Source organism: Halobellus clavatus (assembly GCF_900107195.1).
Lineage (GTDB): Archaea > Halobacteriota > Halobacteria > Halobacteriales > Haloferacaceae > Haloquadratum > Haloquadratum clavatum.
Genome location: NZ_FNPB01000002.1, coordinates 339,354 through 359,122 on the forward strand (window position 1 = coordinate 339,354; position 19,769 = coordinate 359,122).

The 19,769-nt window shown below is 67.9% G+C and carries 20 protein-coding genes; 6 read left to right on the forward strand and 14 right to left on the reverse strand.

What is annotated here, in order from left to right; genetic code table 11:
* The first annotated feature begins 123 nt into the window (after window positions 1-123).
* A complete protein-coding gene (locus BLU74_RS05130) occupies window positions 124-645 on the forward strand; it encodes a DUF7858 family protein (protein WP_089765882.1) in 522 nt (173 codons plus the stop codon).
* A gap of 22 nt (window positions 646-667) precedes the next feature.
* Here BLU74_RS05130 and BLU74_RS05135 read toward each other — a convergent pair whose 3' ends face one another.
* From BLU74_RS05135 to BLU74_RS05160, 7 genes are all read right to left on the reverse strand, one after another.
* A complete protein-coding gene (locus BLU74_RS05135; protein WP_089765885.1) occupies window positions 668-1,417 on the reverse strand; it encodes an AAA family ATPase in 750 nt (249 codons plus the stop codon).
* Window positions 1,418-1,480: 63 nt separating this feature from the next.
* Complete coding sequence (locus BLU74_RS05140; RefSeq protein ID WP_089765887.1) at window positions 1,481-1,909, reverse strand: HIT family protein; 429 nt, start codon at window positions 1,907-1,909, stop codon at window positions 1,481-1,483.
* Window positions 1,910-2,012: 103 nt separating this feature from the next.
* A complete protein-coding gene (locus BLU74_RS05145) occupies window positions 2,013-2,675 on the reverse strand; it encodes a uracil-DNA glycosylase (RefSeq protein ID WP_089765889.1) in 663 nt (220 codons plus the stop codon).
* Window positions 2,676-2,679: 4 nt separating this feature from the next.
* Window positions 2,680-3,546: a ribose-phosphate diphosphokinase gene (locus tag BLU74_RS05150; RefSeq protein ID WP_089765891.1), complete on the reverse strand. Its 867-nt coding sequence runs from the start codon at window positions 3,544-3,546 to the stop codon at window positions 2,680-2,682.
* Window positions 3,547-3,682: 136 nt separating this feature from the next.
* On the reverse strand, window positions 3,683-4,549 hold the full coding sequence (locus BLU74_RS05155) for an HVO_0234 family beta-propeller protein (protein WP_089765893.1): 867 nt from the start codon (window positions 4,547-4,549) through the stop codon (window positions 3,683-3,685).
* 48 nt (window positions 4,550-4,597) lie between these two features.
* A complete protein-coding gene (locus tag BLU74_RS19450; protein ID WP_281241820.1) occupies window positions 4,598-4,720 on the reverse strand; it encodes a hypothetical protein in 123 nt (40 codons plus the stop codon).
* Window positions 4,721-4,851: 131 nt separating this feature from the next.
* Window positions 4,852-5,169 (reverse strand): SWIM zinc finger family protein, encoded by a 318-nt coding sequence (locus BLU74_RS05160; protein ID WP_089766108.1) that lies wholly within the window; start codon window positions 5,167-5,169, stop codon window positions 4,852-4,854.
* Between the two features lie 353 nt (window positions 5,170-5,522).
* On the opposite strand from BLU74_RS05160, the gene BLU74_RS05165 reads away from it, so the two are divergent.
* From BLU74_RS05165 to BLU74_RS05175, 3 genes are all read left to right on the forward strand, one after another.
* Window positions 5,523-6,644, forward strand: a complete 1,122-nt coding sequence (locus BLU74_RS05165; RefSeq protein WP_089765895.1) for a tRNA (guanine(26)-N(2))-dimethyltransferase — start codon at window positions 5,523-5,525, stop codon at window positions 6,642-6,644.
* Window positions 6,645-6,710: 66 nt separating this feature from the next.
* Window positions 6,711-8,024 carry a YihY/virulence factor BrkB family protein gene (locus BLU74_RS05170; protein WP_089765897.1) on the forward strand — a complete coding sequence of 438 codons (1,314 nt, stop codon included), beginning with the start codon at window positions 6,711-6,713 and terminating at the stop codon, window positions 8,022-8,024.
* 103 nt (window positions 8,025-8,127) lie between these two features.
* Window positions 8,128-9,018: a phosphatase PAP2 family protein gene (locus BLU74_RS05175; RefSeq protein WP_175454568.1), complete on the forward strand. Its 891-nt coding sequence runs from the start codon at window positions 8,128-8,130 to the stop codon at window positions 9,016-9,018.
* A gap of 80 nt (window positions 9,019-9,098) precedes the next feature.
* Here BLU74_RS05175 and glnA read toward each other — a convergent pair whose 3' ends face one another.
* The gene (gene glnA / locus BLU74_RS05180) at window positions 9,099-10,472 is read right to left on the reverse strand and encodes a type I glutamate--ammonia ligase (RefSeq protein WP_089765900.1); all 1,374 of its coding nucleotides are present in this window, start codon (window positions 10,470-10,472) and stop codon (window positions 9,099-9,101) included.
* Window positions 10,473-10,598: 126 nt separating this feature from the next.
* Here glnA and lrp point away from each other — a divergent pair, with 126 nt between their 5' ends.
* A complete protein-coding gene (gene lrp, locus BLU74_RS05185; RefSeq protein ID WP_089765902.1) occupies window positions 10,599-11,057 on the forward strand; it encodes an HTH-type transcriptional regulator Lrp in 459 nt (152 codons plus the stop codon).
* Window positions 11,058-11,064: 7 nt separating this feature from the next.
* On the opposite strand, the gene BLU74_RS05190 is transcribed toward lrp, so the two are convergent.
* From BLU74_RS05190 to BLU74_RS05215, 6 genes are all read right to left on the reverse strand, one after another.
* Entirely contained in the window at window positions 11,065-11,979 is a 915-nt protein-coding gene (locus BLU74_RS05190; protein ID WP_089765904.1) for an HFX_2341 family transcriptional regulator, read from the reverse strand.
* Between the two features lie 26 nt (window positions 11,980-12,005).
* Window positions 12,006-14,090 carry a PAS domain S-box protein gene (locus BLU74_RS05195; protein WP_089765906.1) on the reverse strand — a complete coding sequence of 695 codons (2,085 nt, stop codon included), beginning with the start codon at window positions 14,088-14,090 and terminating at the stop codon, window positions 12,006-12,008.
* A gap of 140 nt (window positions 14,091-14,230) precedes the next feature.
* A complete protein-coding gene (locus BLU74_RS05200) occupies window positions 14,231-14,866 on the reverse strand; it encodes a cysteine hydrolase family protein (protein ID WP_089765907.1) in 636 nt (211 codons plus the stop codon).
* A gap of 4 nt (window positions 14,867-14,870) precedes the next feature.
* The gene (locus BLU74_RS05205) at window positions 14,871-15,683 is read right to left on the reverse strand and encodes a YqcI/YcgG family protein (RefSeq protein WP_089765909.1); all 813 of its coding nucleotides are present in this window, start codon (window positions 15,681-15,683) and stop codon (window positions 14,871-14,873) included.
* Window positions 15,684-15,764: 81 nt separating this feature from the next.
* Window positions 15,765-17,267 carry a sodium:solute symporter family protein gene (locus BLU74_RS05210; protein WP_089765911.1) on the reverse strand — a complete coding sequence of 501 codons (1,503 nt, stop codon included), beginning with the start codon at window positions 17,265-17,267 and terminating at the stop codon, window positions 15,765-15,767.
* Window positions 17,260-17,493, reverse strand: coding sequence for a DUF3311 domain-containing protein (locus tag BLU74_RS05215; protein ID WP_089765913.1), 234 nt, complete (start codon window positions 17,491-17,493; stop codon window positions 17,260-17,262). The genes BLU74_RS05210 and BLU74_RS05215 overlap by 8 nt, the downstream gene beginning before the upstream one ends.
* Before the next feature lie 403 nt (window positions 17,494-17,896).
* Between BLU74_RS05215 and dnaG the strand changes: the two genes are divergently transcribed.
* Window positions 17,897-19,744, forward strand: coding sequence for a DNA primase DnaG (dnaG, locus tag BLU74_RS05220; RefSeq protein ID WP_089765915.1), 1,848 nt, complete (start codon window positions 17,897-17,899; stop codon window positions 19,742-19,744).
* Window positions 19,745-19,769: the final 25 nt, after the last annotated feature.

Consider the following 19,769-nt stretch of genomic DNA (forward strand, 5'->3'; position numbering starts at 1 on the left):
GGAGAAATACGCCATTTTGGCCATTGAGGTCCGTGTCTTACCTACCGGTCACCGGTCGGTTCGAGTATCAGATTCGATAGCGAAAGCGAAACCGCTTATACGATCGCGCGGGAGAAACGCTCGATGAGTCTGTCGGACATCGCAGCAGGATTAGAACTGACGGCGGCGCAGGTCGACCGCGGCGTCGCGACCGTCGACGACACGGCCGTCGACCGCGACGCGCGACTCCGCGAGCACGCGGACGAACTCCCGTGTACTGCTGCAGCGGCGGCGACTGTGCTCGATCGCTACGAGTCGGGAGTGCGCATCGGCGCGGCAGGCGCGGCGGCGGCGCTCCCGGAAGTCACGGCGGCGAAGCTCCTCCACCGATGTGGGTTCGAGGGCGTGACACCACTGGCACCGACGGCCCGCCGGGTCCTCCGCGACTGGCTCGACGGCCGGATCGCGCGGGCGGACGCGCTGGAACTCACGGGCGCGACCGAAGCCGAGTTCGCGCTCGCAGCCTACGTCGAAACGCACGACCCGATCGACGCCGTCGCGGCGACGGTCCGACGAGACGCGTCCGCGCCGATCACCGGCGACGCGCTCGTCTCGAAACGCGACGCCCTCGCGGAGACGATGAGCGCGGGCGGCGACGTCAGCTAAGCCGGTTCCGTCGACTGCCGCGTTACCGGCCGACGTACTCGCCGACCGTCCGCAGCACCCCGCCGTCGTCTGCGGGCGCGAGTTCCGCCCCGGTCACTGCGGCCGCGACGCGGTCGATCGCCTCGCCGAACGCGCCCTCCGCCTCGCCTCCCGTCGGCCTCGACACGTCAGCCTGCGCTGCAGTCGGGATCTCGACGTCAGCCGTCTCGATCGCTCCCCGCGTCGACACCACGAGCGCGGCGTCGACGCCCACGTCGGCCAGGCGCTCGTGCGTCCGCTGCGTCGCCGCCGCGCCACGCTCTGTCGCCGGGGCGACGATGGCGATCGAATCAGCGACGGTGACCGCGGCGACGGCCTGGTTCGCCGCGATCGGCGGCACGTCCACGAGGACGTGATCGAACCGGGCGGCTGCGGTCTCGATGCGCGCTTCCAGCGCCCGCGCGGCATCGACGCTCTTCGCGCGTGCGAGGCGTTCGAACGGGGCGTTCGCCGGCAGGGCTGCGAGCCGACCAGCCGCTCCATCGACGTCCAGATCGACGAGGCCCGCAGCGAGGTCTGCGTCGCGATCGTCGGTCACGAGCGCCGTCACGTCGGGCGCGAGTCTCCCTGTGAGGTAGTCTGCAAGTCCCTGCGTCGCAAACGCGGCGTCGACGACGCAGACGTCCTGTCCGTCGGCCGCGAGCGCGGCCGCGACTTCGACGACGGTCCGGGTCGTGCCCGCACCGCCCGTCGCGCCGACGAAGCCGACGACGGGTCGCTCTCGTTCTGCCATACCCCACCTGGCCGCGTACTCGGGGTTAAACAATCCGGTCGCCGGGCCGACGCCGTCGGGTAGTCACTCGGCCGCTTCGATGTCGGCCGCGATCTCGTCCAGTTCGTCGTCCGAGAGGTCCGGCCGCGACCCCGCGACGGCGTGGATCGGGCCGCCGCCGTCACCCTCGAAGCGCGGGACGATGTGGACGTGGACGTGCGGCACCTCTTGGCCCGCCGCCGGGCCGTTGTTCACGCCGACCGTCGTCGCGTCGGCGTCGACGACCGATTCGATCCGTGGCGTCAGCGACTGGACGGCGGCCCACACGTCTGCTGCGATGTCGTCGGGCAGATCGTCGAGGCGCTCGTAGGGCTCTTTCGGCACGACCAGCGTGTGCCCGGGTGCGAGCGGGTTGGCGTCGAGGAAGGCCGCGACGGTGTCGGTCTCATAGACGATGCGTCCCGGAATCTCCCCGGAGACGATCTGCTCGAAGATGGTCGGATCGTCGCTCATACGCGTGGGATCGTACGGATCGCCGAAGTAACTTCGGTCTGTGCGGCCGGGGACGGGAGCGGCGTTCCACCCCAACTTCGGCGACCGCGGTTCCGCTCGCGACTCACTGGGTCCCGCCGACCGCGTCCCGAACCGCCTCGCGGACCGCTTCGCGGTACTCGCCGTCTTCGTATCCGAGCCGAGCGCGCCAGACGTCCTGATACGAGGGGTGCAAGACCGGCAGCAGCGTTCCGGGGACCGATTCGAGGTCGATCGGGTCAAGCACCGACTCGACGAACCCCGTCAGGTCGCGACCGTCGAGCGCGAGGACGCTCGCCGTCGCGTGCTTTCCCGTCGCCACGATGACGGCCGGATCGACGGTTTCGAGTTCAGTTTCGAGATGCGCCCGGCAGTTCGCCCGTTCGGCGGGGGTGGGTTCGCGGTTCGATCCGTCGCCGTCGCACGGGAAGCACTTCACCGCGTTCGTGACGTAGGCGTCGGGGTGCCCGGCGTCCGCGAGGAGCGCTCTGATCCGCCGCCCCGAGTGGCGAGTGGTGTACGCGCGGCCGGTCCAGTTCCCGCCGCGCCACGTCTCGGCCTCCGGTGCGCCCGCGCCCGGTGCCTCACCGATCGCCATCACCGCGGCGTCGGGATCGCCGGTACCCCACGAGATCCGCTCGCGACACGCGACCAGTGCGTCACAGCGCGCACACCCCGGTTCGAGGACGTGCCGCGCTTCGGGAAACAGCGGGTCCGTGCCGTCCGCATCCGAGGGGCCGTCGCCCATCGGCTCAGTTCGCTTCGACGGCGTCGACCGCCGCGGCGACGACCGGAGCGACTGAGACGGCGCTCACGTCGCGTTCGACCGTGTCGGTGCCGACGATCCGCTCGACGCCGGCGCGTTCCAGTTTCGTCCGCGCGCTCCGCGCCAAGAGCGGATGCACACACGCTGCGAACACCCGTGCCGCGCCGTCGTTCCGGAGGTGGGCGATCGCCTGACTCATCGTCGATCCGGTCGCGACGATGTCGTCGACGATCACGACGTCTCTGTCCCGGGTCTCGGCGTCGCTCGGTGTGATCTCGACGTCGGTCCCGGACTGTCGGGTCTTCTCGAAGTAGTCGGTTTCGCCGTCGCCGTAGGCCGCACACGTCGCCTCGGCGAGGGACACGGCCCCGGCGTCCGGGGCGAGAAAGAGCGGGTCGGCGAGGTCGTCCGGGAGCGGGTCGGCGAGGCGACCGGCCGCATCGCAGATCGTGACGTGCGCGTCGAAGAAGTCCGTGACCGATCGCTCGTGGGGGTTCACCACTACCACGCGGTCGGTTCCGGTGGAGATCGCGCGTGCCATCGCCCGCGCGGAGACCGGGGCCCCCGCCTCGAACGCCTCGTCCTGGCGGGCGTAGCCCATATACGGAATCACGGTCACGATCTCGGTCGCGCCCGCCTCGCGAACGGCGTCCTGCAACTGGAGGAGTTCGACCCACGCGTCGTTCGAGTCGGTCGCCGCGACGATCACCGCACGGTCGGCGTCGAACCCCGGGACGGCCGCGTACGTCTCGCCGTCGGGGAACCGGTCGTACGTGACGGCCGCGAGCGACTCGCCCAGTTCGTCAGCGAGGGCGGCCGCGAGGGCCTGCGACGATGCGCCGGGTACGATCATACCGGTATCTCTCGATCCGCGGTAAAACCCCTTTCCGTCTCGGCCGACGGTCGGACTGGCGGCGGCCGCGTCGCGACGGCGTCGTCTCACCACCGCGGTCGGTTCCGTCAGGACCTCGCGACCGCTGACTTCGGCACTACACCGCCGCGGCGACGACGTCGTGGACGCCGATCCCCCGGTAGCGCCACTCGTCGTCCGGCAAGCGCACGGCGAACGTGCCGTCCTCGGTGACGGCGTAGGACGCCTCGCGCCCGTGCGTCACGGCCCCGACGGGTTCGTCGACGGGCAGCGACTCCTCGCGCCAGCCACGTTCCGCGCCTCCCTCACCGCCCCGCACCCAGAGCGTGCCGTCGCGGACGGCCTGTGCCCGCGGGCCGGCAGCGTCGATGGCATCGACCGGACCGTCGAGGACGTCCATCCAGCCGTTACCGAGCTTGTAGAGGCCCGCACCGGCGGCGATGAGCGGTTCGCTGTCCACGTCGCGGGCGTCGTCGAGGCCGGCGTGAGTGAGCGACGAGGGCCCGAGTCGGTAGACGCCGTCGGCCGCGGCGAGGAGGCCGCCGTCGATGGCCCGGACCGATCCCGTGGTCCCGACGTCCGTCCACGTCCGATCGCGCTCCGAGATGGACGCGTCCGCCTCGGTCCGTGCGACCCGTCCGTCCCCGTCGCCGGCGACGAGCGCACCGTCGTCGAACCCGACAGCTGCGGCGGGCCCGAACCCGGTCGACTCGAACGTGAGCGCCGCTGCCGCCCCCACCGTGGAGTCGGCTTCCGCCGCACTGACCGCCTCGCGGTCCGCAACGAGGACGTCTTCGTCGGTCGCGACCGCGATGAGCGGGCCGGCGGTGGCGACGTCACGGGCCGTACACCGGTGGGCGATCCCGAACTCGCCGATCAGATCGTCGGAGACAGCGACGGCGACGACACCGAGTCCCGAGGCGAGGTAGACGGTCTCGGTCCCCGTGTTGTCGGTGTACACTCGTTTCTCGTCGATCGTGGGCATTGCCGGCCGTTCGTCGACGCGGCGTAAAAACTGTGCGGAGCGACGGGGCTACGCCGGCGTGATGACCGCGCGGCCGTCGATCTCGCCGCGTTCGAGTTTCTCCGCGACGTGGTCGATCTCGAGCGCCTCGTCCATCTCGTCGGTGTACTCGTGGCGCCTCGCTGCGTGCACCGTGTCACCTATGGACACGGAGCGAACATAACCGTTCACTGCTGTCCGAATTGACCACCCGCGGTTCCGGCAGCCCATCGCTCGCGGTTCCGGGAGCTAATCGGCTGAGGTGTCGCCGCACCGAACTCGGATTACAGGAAGTCGCGGACCTCGGAGTACCACATCTCGTGGTGGTCGATCTCGCCGATTCGCTCGGCGATGGCGACGGCGAGCACGTGCCAGCAGCGCTCGTGGGGATCCTCGGGATCGAGGTTGTACTCGCTGTCTTTGCAGGTACACCCGCCGTCCTCGACCACGTACTCGTCCTCGTGGCCGACGACGACCGTGAAGTCGCGGTAGCGCTTGATGCGACCCTCGGAGACTGCCTCGACCGCGCGCGCCCCGCGCCCGTCGTGTAGGTCCACCAGCCGCTCGACCCCGTCCGGCGTGAGTTCGCCCGCCTCGGCCAGTTCCCGCCGCCACGCGGTTTCGGCGTCGCTCTCGGTCTCCGTCGGGACGACGTAGGCGTCGGCCTCGCGCGTCTCGTCCGACGGCGGGCCCGCCGGTGGGTCGTCGCCGTCGCTCACAGCCGTCGATTGCGCGGGCCCGGACAAAATGCCACCGGTGCCCGGATCGACGCGGTCGGCCGCCGAGCGCCGCCGGGCGACCCAGGAGCATCGGAAGACAGGCGTCGCATCCCGCCGGCGCGCGATCGGGGAGTCATACGTCTCCGGAACGCCATCGGCCCGACGGGGGCGTGCCCGCTTCCGACCCGGCCGCTCGCCATCGCATCGCTTTTCGCCGCGGAGCGTCCTCTCCCGCTATGGACGTTCGTGAGGGCGGCGTCGAGATCGCGGTCCCCGACGCCCGCGACGGGGCCTCTGAGGGGGCCGGCGACGACGTGTTCTACAACCCGACGCAGGAACTCAACCGCGACGTGACGGTGGCGACGCTGCGGGCGTACCGCGAGCGCGAACCGCGCGTCGCCACCTACCTCGACGCGATGGCCGCCAGCGGGATCCGCGGGGTTCGCGCGGCGAAGGCGGGCTACGACGTCACCTGCGCCGACGTCGACGCCGACGCGGTCGGCCTCGCCCGCGAGAACCTCGCGCGCAACGATCTCGACGGACGGGCGGTCGAGCGCGACGTCAACGCGCTCCTCCACGACGGTGAAACCGTGTTCGACGTCGTCGACCTGGATCCGTTCGGGACGCCGATCCCCTTCGCCGACGCCGCGTTCGCGAACGCGCGAAACCTGGTCTGTGTCACCGCCACCGACACCGCGCCGCTCTGCGGTGCCCACCAGCGCTCGGGAATCCGGAAGTACGCGACGCTCCCGCAGAACACCGACTACCACCCGGAGATGGGCCTCCGCGTCCTCCTCTCGGCACTGATTCGCACCGCCGCCCGCTACGACAAGGCCGCAGTTCCGATCCTCTCGCACGTCTCCCGGCATTACGTCCGCACGTATCTCGAACTCGACGCCCGCGCCACGCGGGCCGACGACCTGATCGACGACCTGGGCTACGTCCACCACTGCGAGGACTGCCTCCGGCGCTCCCACGAGTTCGGACTCGTGGCGCATCCGCCCGAGACCTGCGACGCCTGCGGCGGCGACCGACTCCTCACGGCCGGCCCGCTCTACCTCGGCCCGATCCGCGACCGCGAGTTCGTCCGCTCGGTCCGCGAGCAGGTGACCGACGGACTGGGCGAGGCCGCCCGCGCGGACCGACTGCTCGACACGCTCGTCGCGGAACTCGACACGCCGACCCACTACGATCAGCACCGGCTCTGCAAGCAGTGGAGTCGCTCTGCGCCCGCGATGGACGACTTCCTCGAAACGCTCCGGGACGCCGGCTTCGCGGCGAGCCACGCGCACTACGCGGGGACCGCGTTCAAGACCGACGCGACGGTCCCCGAGATACGCGACGCGACCGGCGAGTGAGGAACCGGGACATCCCGCCGGGGTGACCTCCCGTACACTCTTGGTTCGATCGGTCGAAGATATCCCGTGTCCGCACGGAACGCTTCCATTCAGGTCCCGCGATCGGTCCTCGCGATCGTCCGCGAGCGCGAGGTGACGTTTCTCGCCGCAGGGATCTCCTATTACGTTCTCGTCTCGCTCGTCCCGCTTCTCACGCTCGCCGTCGTCGCCGGCACGATCATCGGCGGTGCTGACCTCGCCGCGCAGGTCCAGTCGCTCGCCCAGCGCTACCTCTTGCCGACCGGCTCGGAACTCGTCGGGGACGCCCTGACCGACGCGACGGGACGGGGCACTCTCTCGGTCCTCAGTCTGCTCGTGACGACGTGGGGCGCACTGAAACTGTTCCGCGGTGTCGACGTCGCGTTCGCCCGGATCTACGGCTACCCGACGAGTCCGATCCTCCGACAACTCGCCGACGGCCTCCTCACGCTCGCGACGCTCGGCGCGGCCACGGTCGGCGTCGTGGTCGTCGCGGCGCTCATCGCGCTGCTCCAGGTCCCGTTCGTCGGGGTCATCGGCCCGCTGGTCCTGCTCGTGTTCCTCGTCACCGCGTTCATTCCCCTCTACTCGGTGATCCCCGACATCCAGGTCTCCCCCCGACAGGCGCTCCCGGGGGCGCTGTTCGCGGCAGTCGGCTGGACGGCGCTGAGTGCCGTGTTCGGCCTGTACGCGCAGACGTCGAGCGGGGTCGCGGGTGCGCTCGGCGGGGTCTTGCTCTTGGTCACGTGGTTCTACCTCTCCGGGATCTTGGTCCTCACCGGCGCGGCGGTCAACGCCGTTTTCTCCGGGCGAGGTTCGGACCCCGCGGATTCCACGCCGCCGTCGCGCGCCGACGACGGAGACCGGCAGGTACAACACCCGCGGGGCCGACGTGACGAGCGGACGATGAGTGCGGACGACGCGACGACGCCAGACGGCGCCGAACCCGACGGGACCGGCGACGCCGCCACCGACGTGGAACCGGACGGCGCGCCCGACATCGCGCAACTCGAACAGGAACTCGAGGCGCTCCGGGCCGACCTCGATGCCTTCGAGGACGATGTCGAATCCCGGACGGTCGATCGACCGGACGTCGAATCGGAGATGCGCAGGTACGTTCGCGGACAGCTCCGTCGCGGGAAGGCCCGCGGGTGGGGCCCCTATCTGATCCTGCTCTACGGCACGGCGGCCACGATCGCGGCGTTCTACTTCCTCTCCTCTGACCTGCTCGCGGTCGTCGCGATGCTGATCATCTATCTCTCGACCCTGGGGCTCTACGCGCTGTTCGTGGTCTTCGGCGTGGGGTTGAATGCGCTGGGGATCCCCGGCCGTGTCGTCGACTGGCTCCGGGACCGCCGCTGACCGCAGGCCGAGACCGAGTCCGTCGCGACGCCATTTCGGGAGTCCTCGAAGCGCCGTCGCAGTCCCGCAGGTATTTGTCGCTCGGGCGGCGAGCACACGATCGATGACCTCCCCCGTAACGCCGCTCGCGACCCGCGGCGTCGGCGAAGTCGCGTTCGCCGAGTCGCTCCCAGACGTCGTCGCGGGCCTCTTTTGGTGGCTCACGCACCTCGGCAACCCCTATCTCCTCTTAGCGCTCGTCGCGCTCGCGTACCTGTTCGGAGACCGAGTCGGCCTGCCGCGCCGCAGCGCGGCGTTCGCGCTCGGGCTCGGCCTCTGTGCGATCGGGCTCACGATCGGGCTGAAGCACGCCTTCGCGCTGCCGCGGCCACCGGTCTCCTACCGCGGCGGATACGGCTTCCCGAGCGGCCACGCGCTCGGATCGACGGCGTTCTGGGGCGGAGTCGGCGTCCTCGCCACCCGCGGCCGATGGCGCCGACGGCTCACGGTCGCGGGCGTCGTCGTCGCTGTCGTCGCACTCTCTCGCGTGCTCATCGGCGTCCACTACCTGGTGGACGTCGTCGCCGGGGTCGGGATCGGGGTGGCCTTCCTCGCTGCCGTCTTCGCCGCCGGGCCGGGGTTCTCGATCGGGGATCAGATCGGCGCGCTCGCGACCCCCGAACACCAGCACGTCACGGCGCTGTTCGTGCTGGCGCTCGGCCTGGGACTGCTCGGGTTGTTCGTCGCACCTAGCGAGAGCGAACTCCTGCTCGGCGTCGGCACCGCGCTCGGAGCGGTGCTCTCGTGGCACCGGTTCGGCTCACGGGCGACCGCGGCCACGATCGACATCTCACCGCGCCCGCTCGCACTCAGCGGCGGCGGACTCGTCGTTGCGCTCGCGGTGATGAGCGGCGTCACGGAACTGACAGAGAACGCCCGGATCGTCGTCGCGGCGAGTGCGATCGGGGCGACAGTCCTCCTCGCGCTGCCGGTGCTCGTCGGCGACGAGGCGTGATTGGCGGCGCTGGACATCACGGAGCGGAGGCTCCCAGTACCGCCGAAGAAAAAACGGATCGCGTCGGCCAGTGACGCCGTTCAGTAGGTCTCGAGGTACCGGTCGAGTTCCCACTGCGAGACGTCGATGCGGAACTCGTCGTACTCCTGGCCCTTGGCCTCGATGAACTTGTCGTAGACGTGGCCGCCGAGCGCTTCCTCGATGACTTCGTCCTCTTCGAGCGCGTCGACTGCCTCGCCGAGGTTCGCCGGAAGCGTCTCGATGCCGTACTCCTCGCGCTTCTCCTCGTCGAACTCGTAGATGTTCTCCCGGACCGGGTCGGGACAGTCCAGATCCTGCTCGATCCCTTCCAGCCCGGCGGTGATGAGCGCCGCGAAGGCGAGGTAGGGATTACAGGACGGATCGGGGAAGCGAGCCTCGATACGGCTTGCGGCCGGGATGCGCGCGGCCGGCTTCCGGATGAGCGCCGAGCGGTTGCGGTCGGACCACGCGATGTAGACCGGGGCCTCGTATCCGGGGACGAGGCGCTTGTAGGAGTTCACCGTCGGGTCCGCGACAGCCGTGATCGCCGGCGCGTGTTCGAGGATGCCAGCGAGGAACGAGTGGGCCGTCTCCGAGAGATCGAACTCGTCGTCCTCGTCGTGGAACGCGTTGTTGCCGTCCTCGTCGAACAGCGAGATGTGGGTGTGCATCCCCGAGCCGTTGATCTTCGGGATCGGCTTGGGCATGAACGTCGCGTGGAGGTCGTGCTGGGCCGCGATGGCGCGGACGACCGTCCGGAACGTCGCGACGTTGTCGGCCGTCGAGAGCGCGTCGTCGTACTCGAAGTTGATCTCGTGCTGGCCTTCGGCGACTTCGTGGTGGCTGGCCTCGATCTCGAAGTCCATCTGTTCGAGACCGTAGATGATGTCGCGGCGCACGTCCGACGCGAGGTCCTTCGGTGCGAGATCGAAGTAGCCGCCGGCGTCGCTGGTCTTCGTCGTCGCACGGCCGTCCTCGTCCTCCTCGAAGAGGAAGAACTCGGGTTCGGGGGCGACGTTGACGGTGTAGCCCATCTCCTCGGCGCGATCGAGCGCGTTCTTCAGGACGCGGCGCGGATCACCCTCGAAGGGCTCGCCCGTGGACGTGTTGATGACGTCACAGATGAGCCGCGCCGAGCGGCCGTCGCGCCACGGCAGGACCGCGAACGTCTCGGGATCGGGCTTGAGCCGCATGTCGGACTCCTGGATGCGGACGAAGCCCTCGATGCTCGATCCGTCGAAGTAGATGCCGTCGGTGAAGGCCTTCTCGGCCTGCGTGGCCGGGACGGCAACGTTCTTTACGGTGCCGAGGATGTCGGTGAACTGCAGGCGGAGAAAGTCGACGTCTTTCTCCTCGATCTCGTCGATGACGCGCTGTGCTTCGGCCGAAAGTCCCCCGTCTGTCACAGGGGTGGGTGTGTTTTCGTCCGTCATATCCTGGACAATCGAATCCGAACACTCCCAGTATAAAGACCTTATCGCTTAGTGCAAATGCCCCTCCGATCAGTCCTAATTGGATATTCGTAAAATTCTAATGCCCCCAGAGGCATTTTGGGTGTAATGACGTACGAAAACCTCGATGCAAAACTCATCAACGCACTGCTCGGCGACGGGCGCGCGAGTCTCCGGAGTCTCGCGGAGGATCTCGACGTCTCGGTGACAACGGTCTCGAACCACCTCCGTGATCTCGAAGACGAGGGCGTGATCGAGGGATACACCCCTCGGATCAACTACGACGCGCTCGGCTACGACGTCACGGCGATCATCCAACTGAAGGTCGAAGGGAGCGCGCTCCCGGACATCACCGACCGGCTCGAAGAACAGAAACAGATGACCACGGTCTATGAGGTCACCGGCGACTACGACGTCATCGCGGTCGGGAAGTTCGAGGACACCGACGGGATGAACGACCAGATCAAGGAGTTGCTCACCGACACCGACATCCGCGAGTCGAACACCAGCGTCGTGCTCAACCCGGTGGTCGAGAACGCCCAGTTCGACCTCGACGTCGAGGAGTAACGGGACCCTACTCCTCGTCGAGGACGTCGTCTTCGGCGTGTGCTCGCACCCACAGTTGGCCGATTCGCGAGAGGCGGGTCTGATAGGACTTGCCGTGTTCCTCCTGCTCGATGTAGCCCTTCCCGCCGGGACCCAGTCGGTCGACGTTGTAGATCACCTTCGATCTGAACGAATCGGTGTACTCTTCGTTCATATCCCGCGCGAGGGTCTCGGCGAGTTCCGACACCGAGTCGAACTCGCCGTACTCACCGAGTTCGAAGAGGATCACCTCCTCGAAGGGCTTGACGTTCCGGAACGAGGCGACGGGGAGTTCGACGATGTGGCTGCCCCCGATGCGCTTTGCGCCGATGGTCGTCCCGCGCTCGTCGAACTCCGAGAGGATGTCCACGGCCGACTCATAGCGCGCCTCGATGCGCTCGTCGTCGACGTCCTCACCTGCGAGTACTTCTCCGAGCAACTCTTTGGCCTCTCGGACCTCTTCGGCGAGTTCGGTCTCGAGGTACTTCTCCGGGGCCGTGTAGTAGGTGTGGATCCGCTCGCGGTCCTCCTGGCGCTCGACCATGATCGAGTGGGCCGCGGTCGCGAACGCGAACGAGACGGGGCGGGGCATCGCCGAGACGTTCACCCACACCTCGGTGTCGGTGCCGGCATCGAGTTCCTCGTTGATGAGGTCGTACGCCTGCTCGAAGGCGGCGTCGTAGTCGTAGACGTCCGCGAGAACGAGGCGTTCGGTGTCGGCGCCGAGGAGGTTCTGGAAGTCCTTCTCCAGTTTCTCCGAGAGGTTCCGAGAGTACTCCACGTTCGACTCGCTGCCGACCGCGCCCTCGAGGAGGATCACCCGGTCGACGTCCTGCTGGTCCCGGATGAGCGGCGCGATCAGGCGGTCGTAGTCGAACCCGACCGGGACGATGTGTGTCTGCATACGGGTACGGTTCGCCGGGACCGTATTCAATCCCGTCGACCGCCGGCCGCGCTGGCTGCCATCGGTGCGTCGTCCGCTTCATCTGTGACGAGTGAGACGTCGGTGAACTCGAACCGCGCCCCGCCCATCTCGCTCGTCGTAATCTCGACGTCCCACCCGTGCGCGTCGGCGATGGTCTTCACGATCGTCAGTCCGATCCCGGCTCCGTCCTCGCCGGTCGAGTACCCCGACTCGAACACGGTCTCGCGACGGTCCTCGGGGATGCCGGGACCGTCGTCGGCGACGAAGAACCCGTCCTCGAGGCCGCCGACGCGGACCGAGACCGCCTCGCCCCCGTGTTCGACCGCGTTGCGGACGAGGTTCTCGATGAGTTGCCGGAGGCGGGACTCGTCGGCGCGTACGACCACGTCCGCGTCGGTCTCGAGTTCGGCCGACGCCGTCGCGACCGTCTGCCAGCAGGCGTTCGCCAGCGCCGACGGGTCGACCGCCGTCGTGTCGCTGACAGTCGTTCCCGCCCGCGCCAGCGCCAGCGAGTCGTCGATGAGCTCCGCCATCCGGTCGTGTGCCCGCTCGACTGCCGCGAGGTGCTCGCTGTCGACCTCCTCGGCGACCAGCGCCAGTCGCCCCTGCGCCACGTTGAGCGGGTTCCGGAGGTCGTGGGAGACGAAACTGGCGAACTGTTCGAGCCGCTCGTTCTGCCGGCGCAGTTCCGCGGACCGCTCTTTCTGGGCCGTGACGTCGCGCTGATTGAACACCACGCCGTCGATCGCGGGGTTGTCGAGCCGGTTCCGCCCCCGACTCTCGAGCCAGACCCACTCGCCGTCGGCGCTGCGAAAGCGGTACTCCACGCGAACCGTCTCTCCCGGCGTCTCCAGGACGGCCTCGAAGGCGGCCCGGACGCGTTCGCGGTCCTCGGGGTGGATGAATTCCATCGAATTCGCACCGCATAGCTCGCTCTCCGAGTAGCCGAGTGTCCGCTCGGTCTGCGGATTGGCGTACTCGATCCGGCCTTCCTCGTCGATGAGCGTGAGCAGATCAGACGACTGCTCGACGAACGCCTTGTACTGTTCGAGCTCCCGTTCGTACTCCTCGCGGTCGGTGACGTCGCGGAGGATGACCACGATGCCCGCGGGCGCCTCGGCCGGTTCGAGCGTGGAGACGGTCATCTCGTAATGACGCGCCGGCCCCTCTCCCTGGAGTGTCACCGTCGTCCGACCGACGGTCTGTTCGACGAGGAGGTCGTGCGTCCCGATCGGAGCGGGCAGCGCGGTTTCGGCCGTTTCGCCGACCTGCACGGACGTCTCGAACAGCGATTGAGCGGCCTGGTTGGCGTCGATGATCCGCCCGTCGGGATTCACGACGACGACGCCCTCGTCGATGTGCCGAACTGCGTGCTCGCGCGCGACCGGGACGAACCCGAACAGGTCGCCACGGTAGAGCGCCACGATGTACACGACAGAAGCCATCGCCGTCCCGACGACTGCGTAGTCGACGCCGGTGACCGAAGCGACGGCCGCGTTCGAGACGATGTCGAACGTCACGACGAGCCCGACGGCACAGAGGAAGACCGCTACCTGCCACTGACGGGCGTACTTCGTCTCGATGAGTCGAAAGCCGAGAATGACGGTCCCGGCTCCGACCAGGACGTAGCCCACCACCTGCGCCAGATAGTGGAACGGGGTCGTCCCGAGCAACGCGACGGTCGTCAGTGGATCGCGCACGACGTGGATTGTCTCGAAGGTGAACCGGGTCGCGATCGGCGGCACGCCCGTCACGAGCAGTAAATAAGCCGTGCCTGCGCCGACGAGAACGCGTCCGAGCGTCGATTCGAGTACTGACTGATGCCCGGCGTACGTCACGGTGAAGTAAAACCAGGTGACAGCCATCAGGCCACGCGCGATCTCGACGCCGAACGAGGCGTAGTACGCCACCGTCACGCCGCCGAGTATCTCGACGAACTGCACGCCGGCCCACAGCCCCACAGCGACCAGGAAGACCGCGAACTCGTTCGCCGCGCGCTTCTCTCGGTGTCGAACGGTCCACCAGAGCGACGACAGCGTCGCCACGAGCGCGCCGCCGATCAGCACCAGGTGGAGCGTCAGCGCCTCCATCGTCACACGGCTCCCGCCACCGGCCGTGACCGTTGCGCGGTGGTCGACATCGTTGGTACCGACACTTGCGACAATTCAGTAATAAAGGCGGCTAAATGTTTCCGAGACTAGATTTCGACGGCGACACGCCCCCGAATCGGTCACTCGCGCCCGGTTCTCGACGGACGGTGCTCGTCCTCGGTCGCGTCTTCGACACCGGCGAGTACCTCGTCGGCCGTCGCTACCGCAGCGAATTCCCCGTGCAGGTGGGTCAGCGCAGTCCGATGAACCTCCACCGCAGCGTAGTGCGTTCCGTCGGGCGCGTCGCGCTCGAACGTTGCGGTAGCGTCGGCGACGACGACCGGGTCGAACCCCAGATTCTCCGCCAGCCGAGTCGTCGTCGAGACGCAGTGATCGGTCGTGAGTCCGACGACGACGACGGAGCCACAGCCCCGCTCGCGGAGCCACTCCTCCAGTTCGGTACCCACGAACGCCGCGTTCACCCGCTTCGTCATCACGGTCTCGTCCTCAGTCGGTTCGGTTTCGGGCTTCCACGCGAACCCCGGCGTATCCCGGCGGAGCGGCGAGTCCGGTTCGGTGGAATCGTGGCGAATGTGGACGCGGGGCCAGTCGGTCGACCGCCAGGTGTCCAGCAGCCGCGCGGCGTTGGTCTCGGCGTCGCGATTGTTGCGGTCGCCCCACCTCGGGTCGTCGAAACCGGTCTGGAGATCGATCAACACGAGCGCGGGGCGTTCACCGAGTTCGACCCCGCCGTCGGTGTCACCGTCGCCCGACATCGAGTTAGTCGTCCCCCGTCGATGGCGCCGTCCGCGGCGGGGAAGCCTTCGGATGTTCGCGGGTCACCTCGATCGGGCACTCGTCGGGTGACTGCTCGGGGTCCTCCCGGAAGAGGTACTGGACCCACTCGCGGTCCCCTTCGACCCCCCAGTCGCCCAGGTCGGCGTGGGGACAGACGCCGTCGTACTCCTCGAGGCGACCCTGGATCTGCTCGCGAGCGCGCCGCCCGGCCTCGGTGTCGTGAGTGATACCGTCGAAGAGCACCCGCGGCTGGAACGTGATCTCCAGACCGACCGGGCAATACCGACTCCGGCGGTCGTCGTAAAACGGCGCTCGACACGTCGGGAACATCGGTTCGCCGCCGAAAGAGAACTCCCAGTGGGGGTCGTCCGGGTCTGTTGGGATCTCTTCGGGCCAGGGCTCGGGGTCGTGCACGTGGAGGAACTGGAGAAGGTGCCAGAGCGCCTCGTGATAGTCGGCCTCGGTCCACGTCTCCTCGGGCGGCTTGAAGAACGTCACTAGGGAAGTCTGTCCGGGAGCGTCCGGGTGCCTATCGAGATACTCGAGCAGCGTCTCGCGGAACCTCAAAAGCGCATCCGGATCGGTGGTCGACGGAACGGCGGTGTAGAGCGGGTTGCCCTCTTGGACCGACTGTGTCCCGAAGTGACAGGGAAATGCTGTGTCGTTGCGCTCCCCGAGGAGGGCGTCCGTGAACGTCTCGAAGTGCCGTGTCACCCAATGCGGCACCTCGCCGGCCTCGACGCGGGACGCCATCGTCTCCTGATCGACGAGCGATTGGACGCCCGGCTCGTTCATACGCGAACGTGGATCTGACCGTTCAAGAGCGCTTCGCCCGCTCTCGGTCCCCCCGACACTCCGACGGAGGTGAATCCGAATTCAGTCCGCCCGCGTGCCGACGGTGAACGTCTCGGCGCGCTCGTCGGCGTCGGCGGTCGTGAGCAGTGACACGCCGACGGTGAGGAGCAGCGAGAGCGCCATCCCGTAGAGCGCGAAGTCCCACGTGAAGTACGTCGAGCCGAACACGGTCACGCCGCCGACGGTGAGAGCGGGGAGGAAGACGTGTAGCAGGTAGAAGAGCTGCGACCCCGCGATGCCCGCGATCATCCCCTGACGGGTCGTCTTCGGCCAGTAGAGCGCCACGATCACTGGGAGCGCCAACTGCGCGTACCCGCCGAAGGCGGTGTCACCTACGGTGATGAGCGTGCCCGGTCGGAACAGGCTGACGACGAACGTCCCGATAGCGAAGACGGCGACGCCGATTCGGGCGATCCATGCCTCGCGCTCGTCGCTCGCGCTCGGGTTCACGAACGGCCGATAGAGGTCCCGGGTCAGGTACGACGACCCCGAGAGCAGCATCGAGTCCGACGACGACATCATCGCCGCCATCGCCCCGGCGACGACGAGCGCCGCGAACCACGCGGGCGTGTACTCGTTCAGCAGCACCGGAATCACGTTCGAGCCCTCCGGGACCGCGATCCCGAGTCCGGCCGCCCACGTGCCGAGGAGGAACGCGGGGACGAACAGCAGCACGACCAGCACCGGCCACAGCGCGAACGATCGCTTCAGGACGCGGACGTCCTTCGCGACGAAGAAGCGCTGATTGATCTGTGGGAACATCGTCACGCCGAAGGCGATGGTCACCGCCTGGGCGATCATCCACTGTGGCGAGTAGAGACCGCCCCCGAGCGCGAGGAACTCGGGAGTGGTCTCCGCCACCGATGACGAGACGACGTCGAGCCCGCCCGCACTCGAGAGGACCCAGCCGACCGCGATCCAGACGATTCCGAGCATGAAGAGCCCCTGGATGGTGTCGGTCCACGCGACGCCGCGGAGCCCCGCGGCGACGACGTAGACGATGATGAACAGGGTGATGCCGGCCGCGCCGACCCAGTAGGGGATCGCCCCGTTCGTGAGGCCGACGATCGCCTCGCCAGCGCCCATCTGCTGGAGCATCACGTACGGGAACAGCCAGAACAGCGAGACGCCCGCCACGAGCGCTCGGAGCCGTCGCGACCCGAAGCGGTCGCCCAGCATCTCGCCGAGCGTGACGTACCCCTGGATCTTGCCGATCAGCCACTGCCGGTAGCCGATCAGATACCAGAGGATCGCAAAGAGGATCCCGTCCATCAGGCCCATCACGAGGATCCACTCGGGGCCCGCCCCGTAGGCGAGGTTCGGACCGCCGAAGAACGTGAACGCCGACAGCAGCGTCGCGAACGTGGTGAAGAGCAGGACGACCGTCCCGATCGAGCGACTCGCCAGGTAGTAGTCCTCCGCGTCGCGGCCGGTCAGTCGATACGCGAGCAGCCCGACCGCCAGTGCGACGACGAGGTACCCCCCGACGATGCCGAGTTGGACGGGTAACTGCGGGCTAGCCATCGAATCCCACCTCCTCGGGGTCGACGTTCATCCCCCGGTCCCATGCACCGCGGGCGAACAGCGCGAAGGCCACCGAGGCCAGCCCCATCCAGCCGATGTGCCACCACAGCCACACCGGCAGTCCCTGCCAGGTCGTCGCGTCGCGCCAGAGGAACCACGGAACCGCGAACGTCACGAGTACTGCGAAGACGCCGATCCAAAGATAATCGGTCTTCTTTCGCGTCATCGAATGGGTATCACCACTCGACAAAAGTAAAGATTGTCTTTCGAAGTTCGATATCGATTTCCGAAGAAAATTTTTCTTCGGTACTGGGTTGCTGCGGTCCTCCGTACTTCATACAGACGTGTGACACGATCGACGGACGACGGAGCACGTCAGTTCCGACGTGCTTGTGGGGACTCCGACTCCCGACGCGTTGATTGCAATCTCGACGTATCGCGGTCGTTTCCGTCGGATCCCGGGGTCACAACGAACGAGACGTGAACGGTGCCCCGCACGCGAGGCCAGTATCAATGTCTGTTTTTGACACGATAGATATTTGCCGCGAGCAGCCCATATATAAAGACGTCATCGGGTTTCCCATGACGATCATCTCACCATCACCCAACCCCTACGGGGGGACTCATCAATGGAAGACACTGAAAAATACCTCATTCACGCAGCGATCACCGCAGACGGGGTCGTCGAGCGGTCCGACGTCGTCGGGGCCATCTTCGGGCAGACCGAGGGGCTCCTCGGCGACGACTTGGACCTCCGGGACCTCCAGCAGTCGTCGAAAGTCGGGCGCATCGACGTCGAAATCGACTCCCAGAACGGCCAGTCGTTCGGGACCGTCACGATCGCGAGCAGCCTCGATCGCGTCAAGACAGCGATCCTCGCCGCCTCCCTCGAGACGATCACTCGCGTCGGGCCCTGTCGGGCCACCGTCGAAGTAACCGACATCGAGGACGTCCGCGAGGCGAAACGCCGCGAGGTCGTCGAACGAGCGAAGGAACTGCTCTCGGAGTCGTTCGACGAGAGCGTGATGTCCTCGAACGAGATCCTCTCGGAGGTCAAAGAGAGCGTTCGCATCGAGGACATCAGCGAGTACCAGGGCCTCCCCGCCGGCCCCAACGTCGCCGACTCGGACGCGGTCGTGGTCGTCGAGGGCCGGGCGGACGTCCTGACGCTCCTGAGCTACGGCATCAAGAACGCCATCGCTGTCGAGGGTACCAACGTCCCCGAGGCGATCGCGGAACTCACTCAGGAGCGGACCACCACCGCCTTCCTCGACGGGGACCGCGGCGGGGAACTCATCCTGCGCGAACTCACGCAGGTGGGCGACGTCGACTACGTCGCCTTCGCTCCCTCGGGCCGCTCCGTCGAGGACCTCGAACGTCACGAGGTGTTCACTGCGCTCCGCGACAAGGTGGCACTGGAATCGTTCACGTTCGGGTCCGAGACCGACGCAGCGGCCGACGACGTCGAGGAACCGGACGCGCGAGCGGGCGGTGACGTGACGGACCCTCGGACGGGGTCGCCGACGACTGAGTCGGCGGCCCACCCCGCCGTCGATCGGCGGTCGATGCCGGAGGCCGTCGACGTCGACGCCGATAGGTCCGCCTCCTCGGAGTGCACCTCGCCATCGGAGTCGCCGGGGGAGGCCGTGCGTGCCGAGGCCGAGGGACGCGAATCGAACGGCGACGCGCCGTCGCCGGGATCCACCGACCCCGCCGACGCGACCGACCCTGCCGGTTCGAGTGATCCCGCCGACGAGACTGATCCCGCCGACGGCTCCGACTCGACGGACGCGTTCGAGACCCCGGATGTGACCGATCACGCCGAACCGCCGCATCCGACGGACGGCGACGCCGACCCGGAGGAACTGACTGCGACCGTCGTCGAATCGGACGATCCGGATACGGACGTGACAGGATCGACGGATTCGACCGCGGCCGTCTCCGAGGGCGACGAATCGGCCGAGGATGTGGGCGATTCGGCGGCGACGACCGACCAGCCGGTCGATAGCGACGACGCGGGAGACGGCGATAGTTCGACTGCGGACGATGCGGACGCGACTGCAGCCGAGACAGACACGTCTGCAGCCGAGACAGACACGGCTGCAGACGATTCGGACGCGCCTGCAGATCCCGATGCGGCCGCGGGCGACGACTCGACGGACGACCGCCCGCAATCGCTCGCCGATCACGTGCGGGAGGTCATCGACGACGGGAGCGAGACCATCCGACTCCTCGACGCCGACCTCGTCGCCGTCGAGGAGCGGCCCGTTACGGACGCCTTCGACGCGCTCTCGTCGACCGACCCCGCGCCGTACGCCGCCGTCGTCGACGGCGAATTCTCACAGCGCCTCCTCGACGTGGCGGCCCAGCGCGGCGTCGAACACGCCGTTGCGGCGTCGACCGGCGAGTTCGTGAAGAAGCCCGTCGGGGTCAGACTGCTGACGGCCGACCAGCTGGCGACGTCTGTCGCGAACTGAACGGCCCGTTCTCGCTTCTTGGGGG